We start from the raw sequence: 22,108 nt of genomic DNA on the forward strand, positions 1-22,108 counted from the left end.
GTCGACGAACTCGTCCAGGGCCGCCCAGATCCACCGCCCCTCACTGCGGATGTGGGCGACGAAGGGCCGGCCGTACGGGGCGAGCGCTGCTGCCAGTCGCTGCACCTCCGCCGTCGTGGCGTTCACCTGTGGCGAGTAAACGAGTCCCGTGGAGAAGCCAATCGCCCCTGCCTCGAGCGCGTCGTCGACGAGCGACGCCATCTTGGCGAGATCGTCCTCGGTCGGGGCGCGGTCGGCCATGCCGAGCACGTTGAACCGAACGGTCCCATGGCCGACGAGCGTCGCGACGTTCGGGCCGATGCCGTTTGCCACCACGGCGTCGAGGTAGCCGGTGGTGTCGTCCCAGTCCCAGTCCACATCGACGTCGCCGGCGAGTCCCGAGAGATGGCGTGCCCACTCTTCGGCGCCGCCCTCACGATACATCGGCGCCATCGAGAAGCCGTCCTGCCCGAGAATCTCCGTCGTGATGCCCTGTTGAATCTTCGGTGCCAGCGCGGGATCGGCGAACAGTTCGAGATCCGAATGCGAGTGGGTGTCGACGAAGCCGGGACAGACCACGTTCCCGTCGATATCCACCGTCGTCTCCGCGTCCACGTCGGCGTCGCCGCGGACGACGCGCTGGATCCGGCCGTCCGAGACGGCGACGTTCCCGCGGAACCACGGCGCCCCCGTCCCGTCGACGACGCGGGCGTTCTCGAGAAGCAGGTCGACGGTCATCGTGCCCGCTCCGCGTCAGCGGTTGGGTAGAGTCGGACCTGAACCATGGGACGTGCGTGCATACCACTTCTCTCGGGCGTGTCACAGTAAGCCTGCCCCCTCACGTGGCGGGTGAGACGGTGGACGGGTCCCGCTCACAGTCGGTACCACGATCGTTGGTACCCCAGTGCATGTTAGGGGCCCCATTTAACAGAACTGGAGCGAAACGTCAGCCCATGGCAGACGAAACTGTACTTCTCGGTGGGTTCTCCCACGAGACCAACACGTTCGCGAGCGGGACGACAGGCCGTCCCCTGTTCCAGCAACGACGTGAGTACTTCGGCGACGAGATTCCCGAAAAGATGCGGGGCACCAACAGCTGCGAGGGCGGGGCCATCGACGTCGCCGAAAACGAGGGGGTCGACCTCGTCTACTCCGTCACAGCGTCCGCGACGCCGAGCGGTATCGTGGCAGCCGACGCCTACGAGTTCTACACCGAACAGATTCTGACCGGCGTCGAAGAGCACGGCGACGACCTCGACGGCGTGATTCTCTGTCTCCACGGGGCGATGGTGCCCGAAGGGATGGACGACGGGGAAGGGCCGCTGGCGTCGATGGTGCGTGAGGCCGTCGGCCCGGACGTCCCGATCGCGGTGACGCTCGACCTCCACGGCAACATCACCGACGAACTCGTCGAGGCGGCGGATCTCCTCGTCGCCTACGAGGAGTACCCCCACACCGATACCGGTGACACCGGCCGCCGAGCCATGCGATACCTCACCCGAACGATGCGGGACGAACTCGACCCGGAGATGCATATCGAGCGCCCGCCGGTGCTGGCGATGGGGCCGAAACAGAACACCCGCGAGGGCCCGATGGCCGAGGTGATGACCAAAGCCCGCGAGTACGAGGAGCGCGACGACATCGTGAAGGTGAACGTCTTCCCCGGGTTCCACCAGGCAGACGTTCCCTCAGTCGGCTGTTCGGTCCCGGTCGTCGCCACGGACGCCGACGCCGCCACGGAGGTGTCCCGCGAGATGGCCGCCCACATCTGGGAGCGCCGGCACGACTTCATCGGCGACTACCCCGAGCCTGCCGAAGCCGTCGCGACGGCCAGGGAACGTGCACCGGACCTCGAGGAGGACGATGGCCCGATCGTGCTCGCCGACGTCGGCGACAACCCCGGTGGCGGCGGCGCCGCCGACGGCACGACCGTTCTCCGGGAGCTGCTCGACCAGAACCTGACGAACGCGGGCTTCGCCATCATGTGTGACCCGGAGGTCGTCGACCAGTGTATCGAGGCCGGCGTCGGCGAACGGGTCACTGCGACGGTGGGTGGGAAGACGGACGACCTCCACGGTGCCCCCATCGAGGATGTGGACGGCTACGTGACCGCCATCACGGATGGGGAGTTCACCAACACCGGCCCGATGGGGACCGGCAGCGAGAACCACCTCGGCCGGACGGTCCACATGAAATGTGGCTCCGAGGACGGGGTGAGCGTGCTCCTCACCGAGAACCGCCTGCAGCCCCTGGACGCCGAAATCTGGCGCCACGCAGGGATTCAGCCCGAACGACTGGACGTGCTGGTTGTCAAGAGTATGAACCACTTCCGCGCCGACTACGAGCCGATGTCGAGTGAGGTCATCCCGATAAACAGCATCGGGCTCTGTAGCATGGACCCGCGGAACTTCGAGTTCTCGCACCTCCGGCGGCCCAAGTTCCCGCTCGACGAGATGGCCGACGACGAGTACCCGAACTGGGACGGATCGTAGGCCCCGCTCCGCTCCGGTGGGTGTTCGGCTACCTCACCGGGTGGCTTCCTCGTAGGTGTTCCGCAGAACGTAGGCCCCGAACGTCCCGACGATCAGGAGCGTCATCGCCAGTAGGCTGAACAGGAACGTCTCCCGGAGCCCCGAGAGGTAGATCGCTCGCCGGACGAACGGGTCGCTGTACCACCCGACGAGTGCCGGGAACGCGTAGCCGACGAAGCCGACGACGTAGGCGACGATGGAGGCCGCGAACACGGTCAGCAGCCGGTTGAGCATCGATTCGGCGTAGAAGTCGGCGTAGAAGCCGAGGACGAACACACCCGCGAGGGTGTACTTCGGGAGCCCCAGCGACGACACGGGGTAGATGAGCACGTAGGCGACCCAGCAGCCGGTGATTATCCCGATCAGCAGCGTTGCGAGGGCGCTGCCACGCTGCCCGCGAACGGCCCGCTGGAGTGTCGTGGCGGCGGTCCCAGTGCCCGACACGTCAGTCAGCGACCCCCTCGGCGTCGGAGATCTGCTCTTCCTCCTCGAACTCGATACTGCGATGGGGCGCGGATTTCACTTCCGCAGGCACGTCCTCCATCGTCTGGAGCTGTTGCTCGAACTCGGTCATATCCTCCTCCTCGTAGTACGCGTGACAGGCGACTTGGCGCCCTTCGTCGCCGATGCCCCGTAGCAGCGGATCGACGTGGTCACAGATGGCCTCCCGTTCGGGGCACCGGTCCTTGAACCGGCAGCCACTGGGAAGGTTGATTGGATCGGGGATGGAGCCGCGTATCTCCACGTGTTCCCGTTCTCGGAACGGGTCCGGCTCCGGCGCCGCCCCCAGCAGCGCTTTCGCGTACGGATGCACCGGATCCTGGATCACCGTCTCGGTCTCGCCGGACTCGATGATGCGCCCGAGATACATGATGCCGATGCGGTCACACACCTGCCTGAGCAAGGAGAGGTCGTGGCTGATGAAGAGGATCGTCAGCCCCATCTCCTCGTTGAGCCGCTGGAGCAGGTTCAGGACGCCGGCGCGGATGGAGACGTCGAGCATGGAGACGGGCTCGTCAGCGAGCAGGAAATCCGGCTCGAGGACCAGCGCTCGCGCGATGGCGACACGCTGTTTCTCCCCGCCAGAGAGCTGGTGGGGGTAGCTCTCCAGCCACGTCTCGGGTGGGGTCAGCTCTGCGCGTTCGAGTGCCTCGATGACCTTCTTGTAGCGCTCCTCGGGCGTGCCGATGCCGTGGATCTTCAGCGGCTCGACCACCGTATCGTAGACGGTCATTCGCGGGTTCAGACTCTCGAACGGGTCCTGGAAGATGATCTGGACGTCCCGTCGGAACTCCTGGAGCTCCGTTCCCGAGATGTCGGTCACGTCCTCCCCATGGAAGCGGATGGTGCCGTCGGTCGGGTCGATGAGGCGGATGAGCGTCTTCCCGGCGGTGGTCTTCCCACAGCCGGACTCGCCGGCCAGTCCGACGATCTCCCCCTCCGAAATCTGGAGGTCGATGCCGTCGACGGCCTTGACGTGTTCTTCTTTGCCCCGCAGGGTGTCGAGCAGCCCCTGATTGGTTTCGAAGTACTTTTTCAGCCCGTCACACTGCATGATGTACTCCTCGTCGGTATCAGTCATCGCTTCCCTCCGCTCTGGCGGCAGGCCTATCGCCTTGCATTTGGTTCCAGGTCGAGCGTCGCTCTGCCTCGCTCCGCATCGTTTCGATTCGGTCGTGGTGGTAACATGCGGAGTAATGATCCTCAGCTACCTGTTCCAGCGGTGGGTGCGCATCACCGCACCGCTCGGTGGCGAACGGACACCGTTCCTTGAACCGACAGCCAGTCGGCAGCTCCGCGATATCCGGCGGGCTTCCCGGGATGCTGATGAGATCGGACTGGTCCCCCCGGAGCGTCGGGAACGCGTTCTGCATCCCCAGCGTGTAGGGGTTGAACGGGTTCGCGAAGATATCCCGCAGGTTGCCGTACTCCATCAGCTTCCCCGAGTACATCACGCCGAGGCGGTTGCACGTCTCCGCGATGACGCTGATGTCGTGAGAGATGATGATAACCGAGATGTTCAGCTCGTCCCGGAGCTCCTTGAGCCGCTTGAGGATCTGGTCCTGGACGATGACGTCCAGCGCGGTCGTCGGCTCGTCGGCGATGATGAGGTCCGGGTCCAGTGCCAGCGACATCGCGATATACGCTCGCTGCTTCATGCCGCCCGAGAACTGGTGTGGATAGTCGTCGATCCGCTCGGAGTCGAGGCCGACTGTCTCGAACAGCTCGGCGCCGCGCTCGCGCGCTTCGTCGGTCGTCACGTCCCGGTGGGCCTGGATGGCCTCGACGATCTGACTGGAGATCCGGTGAACCGGGTTGAGGGCGTTCATCGCCCCCTGGCTGATGAGCGAGAGATGCTCCCAGCGCAGCGCGTCGAGTTCGCGTTTCTCGAGTTCCGTCATCTCGATGCCGCGGTATTTGATCGACCCTTCGTTCACACGGCCGTTGGACGGGAGTAGCCCGAGCACCGCCTGTGCGACGGTGCTCTTGCCACAGCCGGACTCGCCAACGAGGCCGAATATCTCGTTCTCGTCGACCGAGAAGCTGATGTGATCGACCGCGGTCAGGTCGCCGGCGCTCGTCTCGTACACGACCTCTACGTCGGTCACGTCGAGCAACGGTGCGTCGTCGTCGAAGTCGAAGTCTGCAGTTGCCTGTTTCATTATTTTTCACGGAGCTGCGGGTTGACGACCTCCTCGTAGCCACGACCGACGAGGTACGCCCCCGTCACGACGAGCGTAATCGACAGTCCCGGGGGAACGACCCACCACCACGCCGTACCGAACGCCTGGGTGACGAACGCGCGCTGGAGCATCACGCCCCACGAGGGGATGGTCGGGTCGCCGAATCCGAGGAACGCGATGCTGGCCTGTGCGACGATGGAGTAACCGACCGCGATAGCGGCGTACAGCGCCGACAGCGGGATGACGTTCGGGAGGATGTGGACGCTCATGATGCGGAAGTCACTCGCACCGGCGGCTTTTGCAGCCTCCACATACGGTCGCTCGCGGAGCGTCAACACCTCCGAGCGTATCACCCGTGCCGTCGAGAGCCAGTACAGCAGCGCGATGCCGAGGATGATGTTCCAGACGCTCGCGCCCAGCACCGTCACGAGGACGATGACGAACGGGATGAACGGCAGTCCGTAGAGGACGTCCACGACACGCATGATGATATCGTCGACCCAGCCACCGTAGTAGCCGGCGACCGTGCCGAGGGTCGTCCCGATGACCGCGACCATGAACGCGCCCAGCAGGCCGACGAACATGGCGATGCGCGAGCCCAGCAGAAGCTGTGAGAGCACGTCGTAGGCCGACTCGGTCGTGCCGAGCGGATGCGCGGCCGTCGGCGGCTGGAGCTTTGCCCACGTCCCGTCGGCCATGTAGATGCGCTCGGCCGGTCCGTACGGGACGATGTACGGCGAGATGAGCGCCAGGATGGCATAGAACACGAGGATGACCAGCCCGGCGACCGCCAGCCGCGAGCGCACGAAGATGCGCCCCTGTTCGAGGAAGCTCCGCTTCAGGTTCTGGACGGCCCGGCGCCAGCCGTGTTGGGGCTCCGCGTCCCGGTGACCCACCGGCCGTGCGGTTTCTTCGCTCATCTCAGTTGCCCTCCAATCTGACGCGCGGATCGAGCCACGAGTACGTCAGGTCCGCCACGAAGTTCATCGTGATGACGATCACCGACAGCAGGGTGAACGCCCCCTGTGCCACCGGGTAGTCGCTCCGGAGGGACGCCTTCACCATCTCGCGTCCCAGTCCAGGCCAGGAGTACACCGTCTCGATGAGCACCTGCCCGCCGACGGCGAAGCCGATGGCGATGGCGAACGCCGTCACGACCGGGAGGATGGCGTTCCGCGCCGCATGCCGGAGCAGGATGCGGCGGTCCGTCAGCCCCTTTGCGCGCGCGGTGTCGATGTAGTCCTCCGAGAGCACCTCGAGCAGGTTGTTACGCATCAGGAGCAGCGGGAGCCCCACGTAGAACGTACAGAGCGTGAACACCGGCAACACCAGGTGATAGAGGAAGTCGCCGCTCAAGAACTTCTCCGCGTTCGTGGAGTACGACGCCTGCATACCGCGCATCCCGCCAAGCGGGAAGAGGTCCAGCTGGAACGAGAACAGGTAGAGCACGATCATCCCCGTCCAGAACACCGGGGTCGACCGGATAAGGAGGACGATGACCATGCCGACGCGCTCCTTCGAGGAGCCGCGGAGCCAGCCGAGCTGTGCGCCGAGGTAGGTGCCGACCGTGTAGGAGATGATGAACGCCGTGATCATCAGGCTCATCGTGTTGAGGAATCGGTCGGCGATGAGTGACTGCACCGACTCACCGTAGTAGAACGACTGCCCGAAGTCCAGATGCAGGACGTTCCATATGTAGAGGCCGTACTGCTTCCAGAGCGGTTCGTTGAGACCGTACTGTTCGATGACCGCCTGCCGTGCCGCCTCGTTCATTCGCGGGCTCGTGATGGCCGCCATGGGGCCACCGGGCACCGACCGGAAGAGGAAGAACAGGATGGTGATGACCGTGAACAGGGACACCAACATCAACAGCAAGCGGCGGAGTATGTATCGTTTGTTGACCATGAATCTGAATGGAGTGATTGAAATACTGGAACGGTGGTACTGGGGTGGGCGTTACCTGCCGGTCTTGCCTTCGGGGTAGTAGATGTCCCCGTTATCGTCCCACACGTAGCCGGCGTCTTTCAAGATCTCGGTTGCCTGGGGGACGCCGCCGTCGAAGGAGGTGGCGTCCTCGTTGTGCCAGAACGTCATCGAGGGGTTGATCGGCGAGTGCGCCTCCTGCCCGAAGCCGTCGTACAGCTCGTTGATGATCACCGGCTGGATGTCCCTGACGACGGCGTTCACCGCCTGCCGCACCGCGACGTCGTCGCCCGGCGGGCGCTGGGTGTTGTGCCAGGTCGCCTGCCGCCCGTCGCCGAGAGACTCGACGTGGGTCAGGTGGTCCTGCTCGGCGGCCGTGTCCTTGAGGAGCTGGAGGTCGCCGAACCAGTAGTCGAGCTGGTCGTAGTCGCCGTTTATCATCGCCTGCATCTCGGCGTCACGCGTCGACAGCGGTCGCTGGATCCGCTTGTCGATGTTCGGCGCGGCGAACGGGTGGTCCTTGAAGGCCGGCAGCTCGAAGCGCGACCCCTGGTCCCACTCGCCCCACTGGAACGGACCCGAGCCGATGATCGGCTGGTCGTTGCTGATGTTGATCTGCCACGGCTGGTCCGTGCCGCCGTTGTCTTCGATGAGCTGGGTCCAGTAGTGCTCGGGAAGGATGGGCGTCGTCGCGGCCGTGATGAGGATGAACGGGACGTACGGGTCCTGCAGGTTGAAGGTCAACGAAAGCTCCCCGGTCGTCTCGACGCTTTCGACAATCTGGACGACGCTGTTGAGGTACGCCGGCGGCTCCGTCTCGAGGATGAGGTCGTACGAGAACTTCACGTCCTGGGCGGTGACGTCCTCGCCGTCGTGGAACTTCATCCCCTCTTCCAGTGTGAAGTCGATCGTCGTCTCGTCCTGCCACTCCCAGTCCTTCGCAGCCCACGCCGCGGGCTGAAGGTCCGGGTCCGGCCGGACGAGGAAGTCGTGCATGAAACTCCCCGGCACGTAGTTCCGGCTGGGACCGACCCCGTTGGCGTGCAGAATGTTGAGCTGGTCGCTGGGGTCCCAGTTGTTCGTGACGATGGTCTTCCCTTCGTCGTTCAGGGGTTCGACCTGCGTGTAATGCCAGATGTTACGGATGCCCGTGCCGGCATTGACCATCGTCTCCTCGTCGAACCGCTCGGTGTTCATCGCGAACGTGTTCAGGTTGTACAGGTACTGTTGTTCGGGGCGCTCCTCGCCGACGATGTCCTGGATCTCCTTAACCTGTTCCTGCCGAGTGTCCGGGTCCTGCTCCACGCGCTGTGCCATCGCCAGCTCGTTCACCCGCTCGTTGTTGTACCCCCCGTAGTTGGTCGAGCCGTCCTTGTGGAAGCGGTCGACGACGACGCTGTCGGGCTCGCCGTTGTTCGCGGTCCAGTTGTACGTGACCATGTCGAAGTCACCGCTGCTCTCGCGCTCGGTGACCACGGTGAACTCGATGGGCTGGGTCTCGGCGGGGATACCGAGGTCCTCGCGGAGCCGCTTGTCGACCAGCCGGTTGGCCTGGTAGCGGGCGGCGTAGTACCGCTCTGTGTTGCTCACGTGTTCCATCGTGTCCATCTTCCGCTCCTCGGGCAGGTCGCTCTCGACATTCTTCTCGGCGGTGGCTGTTGTGCCTTCCCCGCCGCCTCCGCCGCCGCCGCCACCTTCACCGTCGCCAGTTTCGCTGGAACAACCCGCGATGCTTACGCCACCGATTGCGGCGCCCGTGGCGCCCATCTTTCGCATGAACTCGCGCCTGTTGTCGTGAGACATGCCCTCATACAACAAACCTCGTCACTTATATCCACGGCCTATCATAGTAGGGCCCTCCGACTGGAGGCCGAGGCGTCGGTGGTCACCGGAGGTACGCGTCGAGAATCATCATGTTCCTGTCCAACCCTCTCATGGTGTCGTTGTGCGCCTCGAGCGCCTCGTGGGCGCGCTCGAAATCCGGTTCCGGGTCGGCGTCGACGGCCTCCGGGCCCGCCCGCTCCAGCGCGTCGAGATTCAGCTCCACGGTGTCGAGTGCGGCCGTCATGGCGTCGTGGAACTCCCGGAGGTGGTCGTTGTGTGTCCGGAGCTTCTCGATCGTCGCCTCGCGGTGGCGCACGGCCTGGTCGACCGACAGGAACTCCGTATTCGCGACGAGCTCCTCGATGTTCTCCTCCTCGTACTCCAGTTGCTCGTCGAGCGCCTCGAGGGCCTCCCGCTCCTCCGCCAGCGCCTCGCGCGTCGCCTCGAACGCCTCGGACTCGGCCGCCTCGTAAGCGTCGAACTCCTGCCGGAACGCCTCCTGGCGCTCCTCGTCGTTATCGCCGACTCGTTCGGCCGCATCGATGATCTCTTCCAGTCCCATGGTACGTCTCTCGTGCACCTCCCCAATCAACCTTGGCTCGCAGGCGAATCTTTATGTTCCACTGTCGGGTACCCATTACAGTGCGCGTTCGACGCCGAGAAACCCCGTTCCCGAACCGACGCCCGCGTCGGCCGTTGGCCCGCCGAACGTCGGCCCCGGCACCGTCGACGGAACCGTACTGACTCCGCCGTGCTCTCCAACAACTCCGACCCCACGGCCGACAGTGACGGTCCCGACCGAACGGGGACCCTCGCCTATGACTATCACGTCACCGTAGTCGGGTACGTCAACGCTGAGCCGTCCGGGGGCGTGACGGGAGGGGTCCGGTGAGCCCCAGTCGTCGGACCGTCACGGTGTCGCTCGTTGTGCTGACGCTCCTCTCGGTCGGGGTCGTCGCCGAGGCCGAGCGCAACTACGCGAACGTCATCACTTTCGAGGAGTCGACCGCGTCGGTCGCCGACGCCGAGTTTGACGACGGCGTCGTGGTGACGGTCCGGGTCCACAACTCCATGAACCGCCCGATTCGCGTCCAGTACGTCCACGTTGACCTGTCCCACGAGGACGGGCGCGGCTCGGCGAGCACCCCGTACCAGGGGTTCAACTCGATCTCCCCGGGAACCGGGACGGTGAAGGGCTACGTGCCGGCGCGGCTCATCAGCGGGAACCTCTCACAGGGGGACGCCGTCACCGTGACAGGCACCGTCACCGTGCGGGTGTACAACGACTACCGCCTCGAAATTCCGATCGAGCAGCGGGAGGTGACGCTGTGACCGATCCGGACGACGGACGGGAGGAGTACGCCGACGTGAGCCTGCCGGGCGCGGACGAGCTAGACGAGGTGGACGAGGACGACGAGGAGTGGGACCCGCCGCCGACAATGCGGGAGCCGCTGTTCCGCGACCGCATCCGCGACCGGCTCGGGCTCACCGAGGTACAGTGGTTCGTCCTCGAGACGTTCCTGCTGGTCGCCCCGTACCCCGTGTTCGTTGTCGTCTACCTGCGGTTCAGCGTCAACGAGACGCTGTTTCTGATCGTCACGCTGGTCTACTCGCTGGTCGCGATGTACGTGGGTCTGCTCTCCTGAGTCACCCACACTCCGACAGCGCGGTGATCACACGCCGGTTCGCGGCGCGTCGGTCGCGGTCGACGCCCGTTCCGTCTCGGAACTCGGTCGGCGTCCCCCGCGTCCGTCAGTCGTACCCGGGGTGGTACTCTCCGTGGAACTCCTCGTAGCCGAGGTAGTCGTCGATCTGGTCGGGGAGGCTGGCGGTGTACTCCTCGACGCGGTCGATCACCTCCTGGTCGACCTCCAAGTCGAGGCCCTCGTAGAACGCCGACTCGACGCCGAGGTTCCGGTAGACGAGGTAGTAGAGGTAGTACTCGTTCAGGTCCGTCCCGGTGCGGGTGTGGCGGTAGACGTCCTTCCATCCGGCGAATCCCAGCTCCTGGTACGAGCGGTGGTGCTCGAGCTCCCCGGGGTTGACCGAGCGGGCGTCCTCCCAGAACTGCGTCGAGCCGGAGTTGTGCTTGTAGTAGACGCTGACGAAGTCGTACACCTCCTCCCAGGTCGCCATCGCGGACTGGTTGAACATCCGGCGCACGCCCTCGTGGTTCACTCGCGCGTGCTGGCCGAGCGCCCGCGCGAGCCGGGCGGCGAGGAGACAGCTGGTCGTCAGCGCCGTCGACTGCAGCGGTTCGACGAACCCCAGTGCGTTCCCCGCCGCGACGCAGTTGTTGTACCACGGCTCCGCCAGGACGCCAGAGTCGAAGCGATAGAGCCGGGTGTCGTCCGCCCCGAACTCCTCGTCGCGGGTGTCGACGAACTCCCGGCGTGCGGCCTCATCGGAGATGTGCTCCGAGGAGTAAACGTACCCGAGATCTCGGGCACCGCCCCCGTCGCCGGCGGTGTCGATCTGCCAGAACCAGCCGGCGTCCCCGGTCGTCACCACCGTCGCGGAGACGATCTCCGAGAAGGGGATGTCGACGTTCGTGACGACCGCCGAGTCGACCGGGAGGTCGAATTCGACGAACTCGTTGTCGAGCTCGCCCATGAGCACGCGCTCGAAGCCGGAGGCGTCCACGTACAGGTCAGCCTCGTACGTCGTCTCGTCGCCCGCGACGCGGTCGATGCGGTCGTCGGAGGTCTCGACCGCCGTGATGCGGTCGTCGACGAGGCGGACCCCCCGTTCCCCACAGAGCGTTCGCAGGAACTCGTTGAAGCTCCGGGAGTCGAAGTGATAGGAGGTGCTGGGGAGCGGCCGTCGGATCCCCCTCCCCTCGGCGATGACGGGGGCTTCCCCCGGCGTCTCGGCGAGTTCGGTGTACGTGGTCGCGAAGTTTCCCTCCCGATAGCGGTGGAGCCACTCCTGGAACTCAGCCTCGTGTGTCGGCGTGAGGCGGTTCCGCTCGGCACCGCTCCCGTTTCCCTCCTCCCGAACCACCGGGAGCGGCTGGCCCAGCGGACTGTGGAACGGCCCGGATCCACACCAGTCCTCGAAGTAGACCGTCGCCTTCCACGCCAGCTTTACGTCGGATATCAGGCGGGTGACGTCGATCTCGAGGGAGTCGAGGAGGAAGTCGACGACGTACGAGAGCGTGCTCTTGCCGACCTCCGGGACGGACTCCTCGAAGTCGTCGACGACGACGACGTCGGTCGAGTCGAGCCCCTTCTCGAGAGCCAGGGCCGTCAGTAGCCCCACGTCTCCACCCCCGACGACCGTTACCGAGTCGACCTGTTCGGAGTTACTGCCCATCTCACCCGTCCTGTGCGTGTGTCGCTCTTTAGTCTTTGGCCGAACCGGAGTCGAACCGCGTGTCTCCCGCTGTCGGCGGGCGACACGGTTCGGTTGGCCATCACGTTGGCGGGAGTAGATTATTGTCGAGTCGCCGCGTCGGAGTGGACGATGAGCTACGACCTCGTCTTCCGAAACGCACGAATCGTCGACGGCACGGGCTCGCCGTGGTACCGCGGGGATGTGGCTGTCACCGACGGGAGAATCGCCGCTGTCGGCGATGTTGCCGGCGAGGGGGACACCGAACGATCCCTCGACGGCAGCGTCGTCGCGCCGGGATTCATCGACATCCACACCCATTCTGACTTCACCCTTCCGGCGAACCGCGACGCCCACAGCAAGGTCCGGCAGGGCGTGACCCTCGAGATCGTCGGCAACTGCGGGACGAGCGCGGCGCCACGGTACGGCGAGGCCGCCCGCTCGGTGGACGACTGGTTCGAGGGCCGTGGCCTCGGCGAGGAGGTGGACTCCACCCAGTGGGAGTCGATGACGGGCTATCTCGACTATCTCGACGGTGACGGCCTCTCACTCAACGCCGGCTCGCTCGTGGGGCACGGGAACGTCCGCGCCGCGGTCATCGGCTACGACGACCGCGCCCCGACCGACGACGAACTCGACGAGATGTGTTCGCTGGTCGCCGAAGCGATGGAGGACGGCGCCGTTGGCCTCTCGACCGGGCTGTTCTACCCGCCAGGTTCCTACGCCGACACGGACGAAGTGATCGCACTCGCGGAGACGGCGGCCGAACACGGCGGGTTCTACGCCACCCACATGCGCTCGGAGAGCGACGAACTCATCGAGAGCGTCGAGGAGACCATCGAGGTGGGGCGGCAGGCCGATATCCCCGTCCAGATCTCCCATCACAAGGCTATCGGGCCCGACAACTGGGGGAAAGTGCGGGCCACGCTGCGCCGGATGGAGCTCGTCCGCGAGACGGAGGGCATCGACGTGCAGTGCGACCAGTACCCCTACGTCGCCTCCTCGACCAGTCTTGGCGCGTTGCTCCCCAACTGGGCCCACGACGGCGGCGACGACGCGCTGCTCGACCGGCTCCGGGACGAGCAGGCCAGGGCCAGCATCCGTGAGGAGCTCAAGACCGACCGCAACAGTAGCTGGGACGGCGTGCTCGTCACGGCGGTCCAGAACCCCGAGTTGAAAGCCTACGAGGGCCAGACCATCGCCGAAATCGCCGCCGCTGACGACGGGACCCGAGAGCCTGCGGACATCCTGCTGGACATCGTCCTGGAGGACGAGAACCGCACGATGCACGTCAACTTCGGCATGGACGAGGACGATGTGCGCACGGTGATGCGTCACGACCTGACGATGGTCGGCAGTGACGGTTCCTCGCTCTGCCAGCACGGCCCGCTCGGCGAGGGGGTTCCCCACCCGCGCAACTACGGCACGTTCCCCCGCGTCCTCGGCCACTACGTCCGCGAGGAGGGGGTGCTCTCGCTCGAACGGGCGATCCACAAGATGACGGGGATGCCCGCGGCACGGCTCGGGCTGGATGATCGCGGCGTACTGAAGGCCGACGCCAAGGCCGATATCACGGTGTTCGACCCGGAGATCGTCGAACAGACCGGCGACTTCCTCGACCCGGCGCACTACCCGGCCGGCATCGACCACGTGCTCGTCAACGGCGAGTTCGTCGTGGAAGACGGCGACCACACCGGCGCGCGGCCCGGCGAGGTGCTCGGCACATGAGCGCCCGCGTCACCGCCGTCGAGACGATTCCGGTCTCCGTGCCGGCCGAGGAGTCCTACGAGACGAGCCTCTCCGTCGACACCGGCGGCCAGGGGGCGTACAACCACGTCATCGTCCGGGTCGAGACGGACGCCGGCGTGACCGGCGTCGGCGAGATAGCACCGAGTTCCACGTGGCCCCACGGGCTCACCCAGTCGGCGGTGCTGGCCCTGATCGCCGACCGCATCGCGCCGATCGTCGAGGGGGAGCCGCTCCACCACATCCCGCGACTGGTTGCGGAGGTCGAACGGGCGCTCTCTGGGGAACCGTTCCCGCTCTATGGCGTCGACGTGGCCCTTCACGACGCACTCGGGAAGCTGCGGGATCAGCCGGTATACGACCTGCTCGGCGGCGCGCCCGGCAGCGAGCCGACCGTCGACCTCCACTACTCCATCGGGATCCGTCCGCCCGAAGAGGTACGCGAGCGCGCGGCCGAGGCGGCCGCCGAGGGGTTCACCGCGTTCAAACTCAAGGTCGGCGGGCCGGATTTCGCCGCCGAACGCGAAGCCGTCGCCGCAATCGCGGAGGCGGTGCCGGACGCTCGCATCCGTGTCGACGCGAACCAGGGCTGGACGGCCGCGGAGGCCGTGACTGCGGTCCCGGAACTCGACGAAGCGGCCGATGGGCTGGTGCTGGTCGAACAGCCCGTCCCGTCCGACGACACCGCTGGGCTCCGACGGGTTCGGGAGGCGACCGGCGTTCCCGTGCTGGCCGACGAGGCGTGTTTCTCGCCGCGAGACGTGGCCTCGCTCGCCCGACAGGGCGCCTGTGATATCGTCAACATCAAACTCGCCAAGACCGGGGGGCTGTCCCGTGGCCAGGACGTCGCAACCGTGGCGAGCGCCCACGGCCTCCCCTGCTTCATGGGGAGCATGCTGGAACTCGGCATCGGGACCGCGGCGAACGCCCACTTCGCGGCGTCGTCGCCCGCTGTCGAGTATCCTTCGGGCGTGTTGAACGTCCACGCAGCGTCCACGCTGGTCGAGGAGTGGGCGGCGTGGGAGCCAGACGGCGACAGCTTCACCGTTCCGGACAGTCCGGGGCTGGGTGTGACGCTGGACGAGGATGCTGTCGACCGGTATCGGGTGGATTAGCCCCCACCGACCCGTCTCTGCGGGCGTCGTCGTCCCTCCCATGTGAGGTAGTGAGGTTTTGTGGACCAGTTCATTACGTTCAGTTAGATCATGAACCTTCGAGAGTCGTTCGACGTGCCCGCCCCAGCCATCATCCTGGCGGAGGGGGAGTTCGGCAGGACCGGGGGGAAAACCTCTAACGGGGTCGTCATGCACAGCGAGGTGTTCGACGCCCGTGCGGTCGTCGACTCCACCACAGCCGGGAAGTCGCCGGCTGATGTCCTGCGGCGACCGGACGCTCCGGAGATCCCCATCGTGGAGTCCGTGACCGACGCGCTGGAGACGGCACCAGAGGCGGAGGCGCTCGTCATCGGCGTCGCGCCCGCCGGTGGCGAACTCCCGGAAGCCTGGATCAGCGGCATCGAGGACGCGGTCCGCGCCGGCTGTGACGTGGTGTCGGGCCTCCACACGTTCCTCGGCGACGAGGACCACTGGTCCGAGCTCGCTGCAGCGCACGACGCCCGCATCTTCGACGTGCGCAAGCCGCCCGAGGAGGACGCGCTCCGGGTCGGCGACGGCTCCGTCGACGAGGCCGATGCCGACGTGGTGTTGACCCTCGGCACGGACTGTGCGGTCGGCAAACGCACGACGACGTTCGAACTCTACCAGGCCGCCCAGGCGGCTGGGCTGGACGCCGGCTGGGTGGCGACGGGTCAGACCGGCATCATGGTCGGCGCGCAGGCAGGCGTCGTCATCGACCGGGTGCCCGCCGATTTCACCGCAGGCGTCGTCGAGGACCTGGTGAAATCGGTCGCCGCCGACCACGACCTCGTCTTCGTCGAGGGGCAGGCGTCGCTCACCCACCGGGCGTACTCCGGGGTCACACTCTCGATTCTCCACGGCTCGTGGCCCGACATCGTCGTGCTTGCTGACGAGCCCGAGCGCACGCAGCGAACCCACTTCGAGCAGTTCCTCGTCGACGGCGTCGAGTCGGAGACCGACCTCATCGAGGAGCTTTCCGATGCCGAGGTCGCAGCCATCTCGACGTGGGGGGACCCGGAGGTCGAACGGGAGCGCTACGACCTCCCGGTCGCGAACGTCTACGAGGAGGACGGCCCCGCCGACCTGCTCGTGGCGGTTCGGGAGACACTTGGAGCCAGTGCGCCGAGCAGCACGGCAGGTGGGAGCGAATGAGCCGAATCACCGAGCTCACTGCCGAACCGCTCGACTTGCCGCTGACGGAGCCGTTCGAGATCTCGCTCGGGGTCCAGCACGAGGCGGCGAACGTGCTCGTGACCGTCGAGACCGAATCCGGTGTGACCGGCTACGGCGAGGGCTCGCCCCTGGCGCCCGTCACCGGCGAGACGCGGGAGGCCGCACTCGCGACAGCGCAGGCGGCCGCAGATATCGTCGAGGGGCGCCCCGTCGAGGGGTACCGCGCGCTCGTCGAGGAACTGCGGAGCACGTTCCCCGGGATGGTGTCGGCGACGTTCGCCGTCGAAACGGCGGTGCTCGACGCCTTCTGTCGCGAGAAGGGGATTGCGCTGTCGGAGCTGTTCGGCGGGCCGCCCGAGCCGGTCGAGACGGACATGACCATCCCCATCGTCGGTCCCGAGGACGCGACGCGGCGGGCGACGGCGGCCGCGACGGGGGGCTACGAACACCTGAAGATCAAGACGGGCAACGATGTCACCGAGGACGTGGAGCGCGTCGTCGCTATCCACGAAGCGGCACCGGACGCGGCGCTCAAAATCGACGCCAATCAGGGCTGGACGCCGAAGGAGACCGCCGAGTTCGCCGACGAAATCGCCGAGCGCGGCATCGAACTCGACCTCATCGAACAGCCGGTTGCCGCCGCCGATATCGCCGGTCTCGCGGATACGCGCCGGCGCGTCGACGTCCCCATCGCCGCCGACGAAGCGGTATTCACCCCTGCGGACGCCGTTCGCGTCGTCCGCGAAGAGGCTGCGGACATCATCAACGCCAAACTCGGCAAATCCGGGCCGCTGGCGGTCGCGGAGATCGTCGGCATCGCAAAGGGGGCGAACCTGGACTGCATGGTCGGCTGCATGCTCGAGAGCGCGGTGGGTATCCACACCAGCGCCCACGTTGTCGCCGGGACGGGGGCGTTCTCCTACGTCGACCTCGACGGGAACCGCCTGCTCGCGGAGGACGTCATCGACTCCGGCGAGGGGCCGATGCACGAGATCTCCGGACCGGGCCACGGTGTGACGCCGGAGAACTGGTGAGTTAGGCCCCTTCCCGTTCTTGTCGTCTCCTGCTCTAGCACGCCGCGGGCATTCGAGGAGCGCCCGCCGGCATCGATGGCGGTCGTCGAGGAGGTGACCGGGGCTCATCGGTGACACCGTCACCGTCGAGGGCTAGTCGTTCAGGGAGATGAGCACGTGGCTGGAGCTTCGACAGCTCATCGTCGCCGACCGGGAGATTCAGGGATTCACCCACCTCGGGAGCGACAGCGTCGGCGCCATCGCCGTCATCCCGGGGCTCGTGCTGCTCGCCGTACCGTTCGTTCCGTACGTTCACTCCCGGTACATGCCCCTGTTGAGCGTCCAGTCGTACTCCTGATAGCGTACCGTCGGCCGCTCACCGGGGTGGACGACGGCGTACCGTTCGAGGAAGTCGTAGATGCCAGAGCGCCCGCCGAAGTCACCCCTGTAGTAGAGAAACAGCCGCGAGAGCCATACCACCCCCTCGTCGTCGCGAGAGGCGTTGGATTCGAGGAACCCCTCGGTGGCCCACTCCAGTTCTTCGTCGACGCTCTCGGCGCTGTAAGCCAGGATCGGCGGGCAGCTTTCGGCACCGCAGTTGAGCGCGAAGTGGATGCGTGGGTCGACCGTCGGGAGCCGATGGCTGCGCTCGAACGCGCTCGGGAACGGCCGCGGAAGGTAGCCGAGCCCGTACTTCGACGCCGAGGCGCGCAGAATCCCGTGTTCCACGTCGTCGAGACTGAGCTGTTTCCCGGCGATCCGAAGGCGCTTCCCGCCGAAGAACCGTCGCCTGGAGTCGTAGAGTTCGGGTTTCCGTTCGAGATGGTACTGGGCGTAGGCGTTGTACGTGTTCAGCCAGAACGCTTTCGCCGCCGATACGTCGAGGGCGGCCATGGCCGCTTCCGGAAGTCCCGCCAGCGTCGACCGGAGTCCCGCAGTCCCCGTTCCGCGCTTCACCGCGGCGAGGAACGTCGAAGCGAGCTCCGTGGGATCACGGTCGCTCATCATCCCGAGAAAGCGGCTCCGTGGACAAGTGACATCCTCCTCGCCGTAAACGGCGAGGCTTCCCGTCCCGCAGGTGGGATATTTGCCGGTCTACGGCACAGTCCGTTCTCTCGTGGTGAACGTCCCGCTCTCGCGGTCGAACAGGTATGTCGATGGCTGTGCCACACAGCCGTTACTCCTATCCTCGCCGTGAGGACTCGGAGTTATCTTCTGACGCATATTTTCTGCTCCGTTACAGTCCGCGTTGGCTACCAACTCGCACGACGAGCAGACGTACAAGCCACGTTCGACACGGTTCGATTTCGTGTCGTCACCACAGTTTGAACATGTTTTGGAAGTGTTCCACTCATTCTTCTTCAGTACCTCGACGCCACGCATTTCGCCTTTGTACGCGAGGTACTGGTAAATGCGGTCGAACGCCCACGAGTGCAACTTCTTGTTCCCTGTCATGCCCCAATCGGACTCACGCACGTCTTCAGGCCAACTCACTGCGAGCGTGCCGACACCGCGTTCGACACACTCCGTGATGATGGTGTCCGTGAGGACATGGTAGAAGTGTGTCTCACGGTCAGCGAGTTTCCGACGTGCCCACATCGACTTCTCGGAGGGGCCGTTCTCGCCTTCAGTATCGTACTCTGCACGGGTGAAGTAGTGCTTGTCCTGCTTGAGCGAGTTGCCAGGATACAGGACGTATTCGTCGGGAAACGCGACCGTGGCGAGATTCGTGATGCCGAGGTCGATGCCTGCTGCTTCGTCCCCTGCTGAGTCATTCGTTTTGAGGCTGACTTTGCAGACGAAGTGCAGTTCCCACACGTCGCCGTTCCAGACGGCACGAACGTTCTGCACCTTGTTGACTTCCGAGAGGTCAACGTCCGGCCGGGTCTGGTACTCACAGAGCAGGAAGTCCGAGAAATGTTCTTTCAGATTCGAGCCTTTTGAGAGTCGGAGACGGTCGTTCTCGGAATCGTGTTCGAACCCATCTGTTTTGAACGTGACCGTGCTTCGGGGTCGGGTATCGCCGTGTTTGCGGTAACCGGGTGGGTTCGCCTCTGGGTCTTTCTGTCGCAGGTCGAACCAGGACTGGAAAGCGTCAGAAAGTTCTTCGATGACTTTCTGACTGGATTGTGCGTTCAACTCTTTCCAGCACGACTGGTTTTTCATGTACGCTTTCAGCGTCCCTTCATCTGGGATTTCGCCGGTTTGGTTCCAGATGCGGTCGGCTGTCCAGCGGGCGACGTTCCAGATTTTCGAGGCGGAATCGCCGAGCGAATCGAGACCATCACACACCTGTTTGTGGTTCTGGATGGAACCAACGTAGGTTCGGGTGGCCTCAATCGCCATACATAGCCTATATCAGAGTAATTACTTAATTGTGGGGATTACGGCAGCGTTGAATATCCGGCCTTGCCATCGACGGTGGACTGTGGAGGAAGTGTCGGATTCACTCCCGGCGTAAACGCCGGGATTCTCTCCTCGTTGAAAGATAGCTACGGCGGCAGGGCGCCCGCGCCGCCAATCCACCACCATGCGACGGTCTCCGCGACCGCGAGCGACACCATCGAAAGCACCGCTGGCAACGGCGAGCGCTGGCGGGCCAGGACGAGGCCGCCCCACACCAGAAACGGCACCGGGACGACGTGAGCCAGGACGACCGCGGCCGGGAGGAGTCCGGCGGTCCAGAGCCCGGCAGTGACACCCCCGGCGACGACCGCCAGGAGCACGTACACCCGTCGAATCCGCCTCGGTGACCACCTGACTGCGAGCGTCCGCTTTCCGACTGCGGCGTCAGCCTCGCGGTCGGGCCAGTGAGTGGCGAGGAGGTTACAGCCGACCAGCAGTGTAAACGGCACCACGGCGAGCGCGGCGGCTGGGGTCGGCGACGACACGACCGAAGCGCCGTACAGCGGGAGCAACAACCCACCGAGCGTCGCGTTCACGAGTTCGCCGACCCCGCGGCGAACCAGCGCGACCGGCGGGAGCGAGTAGGCGACCCCGCTGACGAGGATCACCGACAGCAGCCCCATCGCCGTCACGTCGAGTCCGGCCAAGACGGCGCCGGAGGAAGTAACGACCGCCACGACGAGCGTGACGACGAGTGCACGCCCCAGGAACGCCCGCGGGAGTCCAGTCTCGACGAGCGCGCCGCTCCCGCCGGAGAACGGAGTCCGCCCCGTCAGTCGGTCGGTGTCAGCGTCGGCGTACTCGTTGGCGTAGTGAATCGCGACTGTCGTCGGAAGCAGCGTGAGTGCCCCGAGGGTGATCGCTCCGGGAACGACCTCGCCGCCGCTCGTGGCGACGGGCGACCCAGCCCTCGCCATCCCCACACCGAGCAAGTAGAGCAGCAGGACGAGCGCGACCTGACTGGGCCGGGCTGCAGCCCACAGCGCCCACAGCCGTGGTGAACGCGTCCGGGCGGTCCGAGACAGCTCCATCACTGGTCGTATTTCGACTCCCGACCGGTAGACCTGCCGGTTAGCCGGTTCGACTGGCCGAACCGTTTTGCCTGACCGCCCCGTACCGTGAGTATGGCTCGGGATTTCGTTCCGTTCTCGCTGCAAAACGTCGGGGAGGGACCGGACCCGTTCTCGGTGGCGGCGCTCCCCGACGGCGTGGCGTTCGTCGTGCTCTGTTTCCAGCGGGACTACCACTGTACCAACTGTCGGAAACAGGTCCAACAGCTGGCCGAACAGACCGAAGCGTTCCACGAGCGTGACGCCGAGGTGGTCTCAATCGTTCCCGAGCCCGAATCCCGGGTCGCGGCGTGGCAGGAGGAGTACGACCTTCCGTTCCCTCTCCTTGCCGACCCGGACGCGAGGGTCGGCGACGCCTACGACCAACCGGTTCGGTTCGGCTTCCTGGGCGACTGGAGCGATTTCATCGGTCGGATGCCCGCGGTGATCATCCTCGACCGCCGCGGGGCCGAGCCGACGGTCGCCGCGATCCACCGCGGCCGCTCGACGTTCGACCGGCCGAGCATCGAGGAGCTGCTGGCGGATCTGGACCGGCTGCGGAGCGAGCCTCTCTCGGAGCCGGACGCCGCCTAGCAGCCGATGGCACTACAGCAGCCGAACCCGTGCTCCCGGTATGCGACTCGAAATCGACGTTGCAGGTGAACTCGTCCAGGTCGCCGTGTCCCGGGTGGTCAACGCCGGCTACAGCGGCCGGGACGAATCGGCGGTACAGGAACATATCGACGAACTCGTCGCCGATGGCATCGCAGCGCCCGAGCAGGTGCCGGCGACCTACGCGGTGGCGCCGAACAGCCTGCGGGCGGAGCCCGACGCGATACAGGTCGTCGGAAACGACACCGCGGGCGAGGCGGAGTTCGGACTCGTCCTCGCCGGCGGCGAAACGTACGTCGTCGCGGCAAGCGACCAGACCGACCGCGCGCTCGAGCGTGAGAGCGTCCAGAAAGCCAAACAGATCACGCCGAACGTCCTCTCCCGGGAGGCGTGGCGGCTCTCGGACGTGCAACAGCACTGGGACGAGATCGAGCTTCGCGCCTGGACCACCGTCGACGGCGAGCGCCGGCGGTATCAGGAGGACCCGCTCGCTGCGCTCCTGGCGCCAGGGGACATCCTCGACGTGGTGCACGGCCGCTACGGCACGGCGGATGGTGGCGAGGTCGTGCTCTCTGGCACCGTCGCGACCATCGAGGGCGAGGTGCAGCCGGGGTCGCGGTTCGAAGTCGAACTCGTCGACCCGGTTCGTGAGCGCTCGCTCTCGGTCGCGTACGACGTCGAGACGCTGTAGCGCCGAGG

General features: G+C 65.8%; 22 protein-coding genes. 10 read left to right on the forward strand and 12 right to left on the reverse strand.

Annotation, left to right across the window (positions count from 1 at the left end):
* Window positions 1–717: amidohydrolase family protein (locus V5A38_RS01065; RefSeq protein WP_332323892.1), on the reverse strand; the 717-nt coding region annotated here is incomplete at its 3' end.
* A gap of 215 nt (window positions 718–932) precedes the next feature.
* Between V5A38_RS01065 and V5A38_RS01070 the strand changes: the two genes are divergently transcribed.
* Window positions 933–2,471 (forward strand): M81 family metallopeptidase, encoded by a 1,539-nt coding sequence (locus tag V5A38_RS01070; protein WP_332323893.1) that lies wholly within the window; start codon window positions 933–935, stop codon window positions 2,469–2,471.
* A gap of 33 nt (window positions 2,472–2,504) precedes the next feature.
* On the opposite strand, the gene V5A38_RS01075 is transcribed toward V5A38_RS01070, so the two are convergent.
* From V5A38_RS01075 to V5A38_RS01105, 7 genes are all read right to left on the reverse strand, one after another.
* A complete protein-coding gene (locus tag V5A38_RS01075; RefSeq protein WP_332323894.1) occupies window positions 2,505–2,954 on the reverse strand; it encodes a hypothetical protein in 450 nt (149 codons plus the stop codon).
* 1 nt (window position 2,955) lies between these two features.
* The gene (locus V5A38_RS01080; protein ID WP_332323895.1) at window positions 2,956–4,092 is read right to left on the reverse strand and encodes an ABC transporter ATP-binding protein; all 1,137 of its coding nucleotides are present in this window, start codon (window positions 4,090–4,092) and stop codon (window positions 2,956–2,958) included.
* Complete coding sequence (locus V5A38_RS01085; protein ID WP_332323896.1) at window positions 4,085–5,173, reverse strand: ABC transporter ATP-binding protein; 1,089 nt, start codon at window positions 5,171–5,173, stop codon at window positions 4,085–4,087. The genes V5A38_RS01080 and V5A38_RS01085 overlap by 8 nt, the downstream gene beginning before the upstream one ends.
* Window positions 5,173–6,114, reverse strand: a complete 942-nt coding sequence (locus V5A38_RS01090) for an ABC transporter permease (protein ID WP_332323897.1) — start codon at window positions 6,112–6,114, stop codon at window positions 5,173–5,175. Before V5A38_RS01090 ends, V5A38_RS01085 begins: the two co-directional genes overlap by 1 nt.
* Before the next feature lies 1 nt (window position 6,115).
* Window positions 6,116–7,099 (reverse strand): ABC transporter permease, encoded by a 984-nt coding sequence (locus V5A38_RS01095; protein ID WP_332323898.1) that lies wholly within the window; start codon window positions 7,097–7,099, stop codon window positions 6,116–6,118.
* 51 nt (window positions 7,100–7,150) lie between these two features.
* A complete protein-coding gene (locus V5A38_RS01100) occupies window positions 7,151–8,920 on the reverse strand; it encodes an ABC transporter substrate-binding protein (RefSeq protein ID WP_332323899.1) in 1,770 nt (589 codons plus the stop codon).
* An 82-nt stretch (window positions 8,921–9,002) separates the two neighbouring features.
* Window positions 9,003–9,503, reverse strand: a complete 501-nt coding sequence (locus V5A38_RS01105) for a hypothetical protein (RefSeq protein ID WP_332323900.1) — start codon at window positions 9,501–9,503, stop codon at window positions 9,003–9,005.
* 326 nt (window positions 9,504–9,829) lie between these two features.
* On the opposite strand from V5A38_RS01105, the gene V5A38_RS01110 reads away from it, so the two are divergent.
* Both V5A38_RS01110 and V5A38_RS01115 read left to right on the forward strand, forming a co-directional pair.
* Window positions 9,830–10,273 carry a hypothetical protein gene (locus V5A38_RS01110; protein ID WP_332323901.1) on the forward strand — a complete coding sequence of 148 codons (444 nt, stop codon included), beginning with the start codon at window positions 9,830–9,832 and terminating at the stop codon, window positions 10,271–10,273.
* The gene (locus V5A38_RS01115; RefSeq protein ID WP_332323902.1) at window positions 10,270–10,587 is read left to right on the forward strand and encodes a hypothetical protein; all 318 of its coding nucleotides are present in this window, start codon (window positions 10,270–10,272) and stop codon (window positions 10,585–10,587) included. Before V5A38_RS01110 ends, V5A38_RS01115 begins: the two co-directional genes overlap by 4 nt.
* Window positions 10,588–10,693: 106 nt before the next feature.
* Here V5A38_RS01115 and V5A38_RS01120 read toward each other — a convergent pair whose 3' ends face one another.
* Window positions 10,694–12,256, reverse strand: coding sequence for an FAD-dependent oxidoreductase (locus V5A38_RS01120; RefSeq protein WP_332323903.1), 1,563 nt, complete (start codon window positions 12,254–12,256; stop codon window positions 10,694–10,696).
* 150 nt (window positions 12,257–12,406) lie between these two features.
* Between V5A38_RS01120 and V5A38_RS01125 the strand changes: the two genes are divergently transcribed.
* From V5A38_RS01125 to V5A38_RS01145, 5 genes are all read left to right on the forward strand, one after another.
* Window positions 12,407–14,002 carry a D-aminoacylase gene (locus V5A38_RS01125; RefSeq protein ID WP_332323904.1) on the forward strand — a complete coding sequence of 532 codons (1,596 nt, stop codon included), beginning with the start codon at window positions 12,407–12,409 and terminating at the stop codon, window positions 14,000–14,002.
* Window positions 13,999–15,135, forward strand: coding sequence for an enolase C-terminal domain-like protein (locus V5A38_RS01130; RefSeq protein WP_332323905.1), 1,137 nt, complete (start codon window positions 13,999–14,001; stop codon window positions 15,133–15,135). The genes V5A38_RS01125 and V5A38_RS01130 overlap by 4 nt, the downstream gene beginning before the upstream one ends.
* A 90-nt stretch (window positions 15,136–15,225) precedes the next feature.
* On the forward strand, window positions 15,226–16,308 hold the full coding sequence (locus V5A38_RS01135; RefSeq protein ID WP_332323906.1) for a DUF1611 domain-containing protein: 1,083 nt from the start codon (window positions 15,226–15,228) through the stop codon (window positions 16,306–16,308).
* Window positions 16,305–17,363: a dipeptide epimerase gene (locus tag V5A38_RS01140; protein WP_332323907.1), complete on the forward strand. Its 1,059-nt coding sequence runs from the start codon at window positions 16,305–16,307 to the stop codon at window positions 17,361–17,363. The genes V5A38_RS01135 and V5A38_RS01140 overlap by 4 nt, the downstream gene beginning before the upstream one ends.
* 148 nt (window positions 17,364–17,511) lie before the next feature.
* Complete coding sequence (locus V5A38_RS01145; RefSeq protein ID WP_332323908.1) at window positions 17,512–17,700, forward strand: hypothetical protein; 189 nt, start codon at window positions 17,512–17,514, stop codon at window positions 17,698–17,700.
* Here the strand turns inward: V5A38_RS01145 and V5A38_RS01150 are convergent.
* The 3 genes from V5A38_RS01150 to V5A38_RS01160 form a co-directional block, all read right to left on the reverse strand.
* The gene (locus V5A38_RS01150; RefSeq protein ID WP_332323909.1) at window positions 17,655–18,347 is read right to left on the reverse strand and encodes a DUF547 domain-containing protein; all 693 of its coding nucleotides are present in this window, start codon (window positions 18,345–18,347) and stop codon (window positions 17,655–17,657) included. The genes V5A38_RS01145 and V5A38_RS01150 overlap by 46 nt on opposite strands.
* 90 nt (window positions 18,348–18,437) lie before the next feature.
* Window positions 18,438–19,688 carry a transposase gene (locus V5A38_RS01155; RefSeq protein WP_332323910.1) on the reverse strand — a complete coding sequence of 417 codons (1,251 nt, stop codon included), beginning with the start codon at window positions 19,686–19,688 and terminating at the stop codon, window positions 18,438–18,440.
* 146 nt (window positions 19,689–19,834) lie between these two features.
* The gene (locus V5A38_RS01160; RefSeq protein WP_332323911.1) at window positions 19,835–20,779 is read right to left on the reverse strand and encodes a prenyltransferase; all 945 of its coding nucleotides are present in this window, start codon (window positions 20,777–20,779) and stop codon (window positions 19,835–19,837) included.
* A gap of 93 nt (window positions 20,780–20,872) precedes the next feature.
* On the opposite strand from V5A38_RS01160, the gene V5A38_RS01165 reads away from it, so the two are divergent.
* Both V5A38_RS01165 and V5A38_RS01170 read left to right on the forward strand, forming a co-directional pair.
* On the forward strand, window positions 20,873–21,391 hold the full coding sequence (locus V5A38_RS01165; RefSeq protein WP_332323912.1) for a redoxin domain-containing protein: 519 nt from the start codon (window positions 20,873–20,875) through the stop codon (window positions 21,389–21,391).
* A 40-nt stretch (window positions 21,392–21,431) separates the two neighbouring features.
* Complete coding sequence (locus V5A38_RS01170) at window positions 21,432–22,100, forward strand: DUF2848 family protein (protein WP_332323913.1); 669 nt, start codon at window positions 21,432–21,434, stop codon at window positions 22,098–22,100.
* Window positions 22,101–22,108: the final 8 nt, after the last annotated feature.

It is taken from the genome of Halolamina sp. (assembly GCF_036626355.1).
In the GTDB taxonomy this organism is placed as follows: Archaea; Halobacteriota; Halobacteria; order Halobacteriales; family Haloferacaceae; genus Halolamina.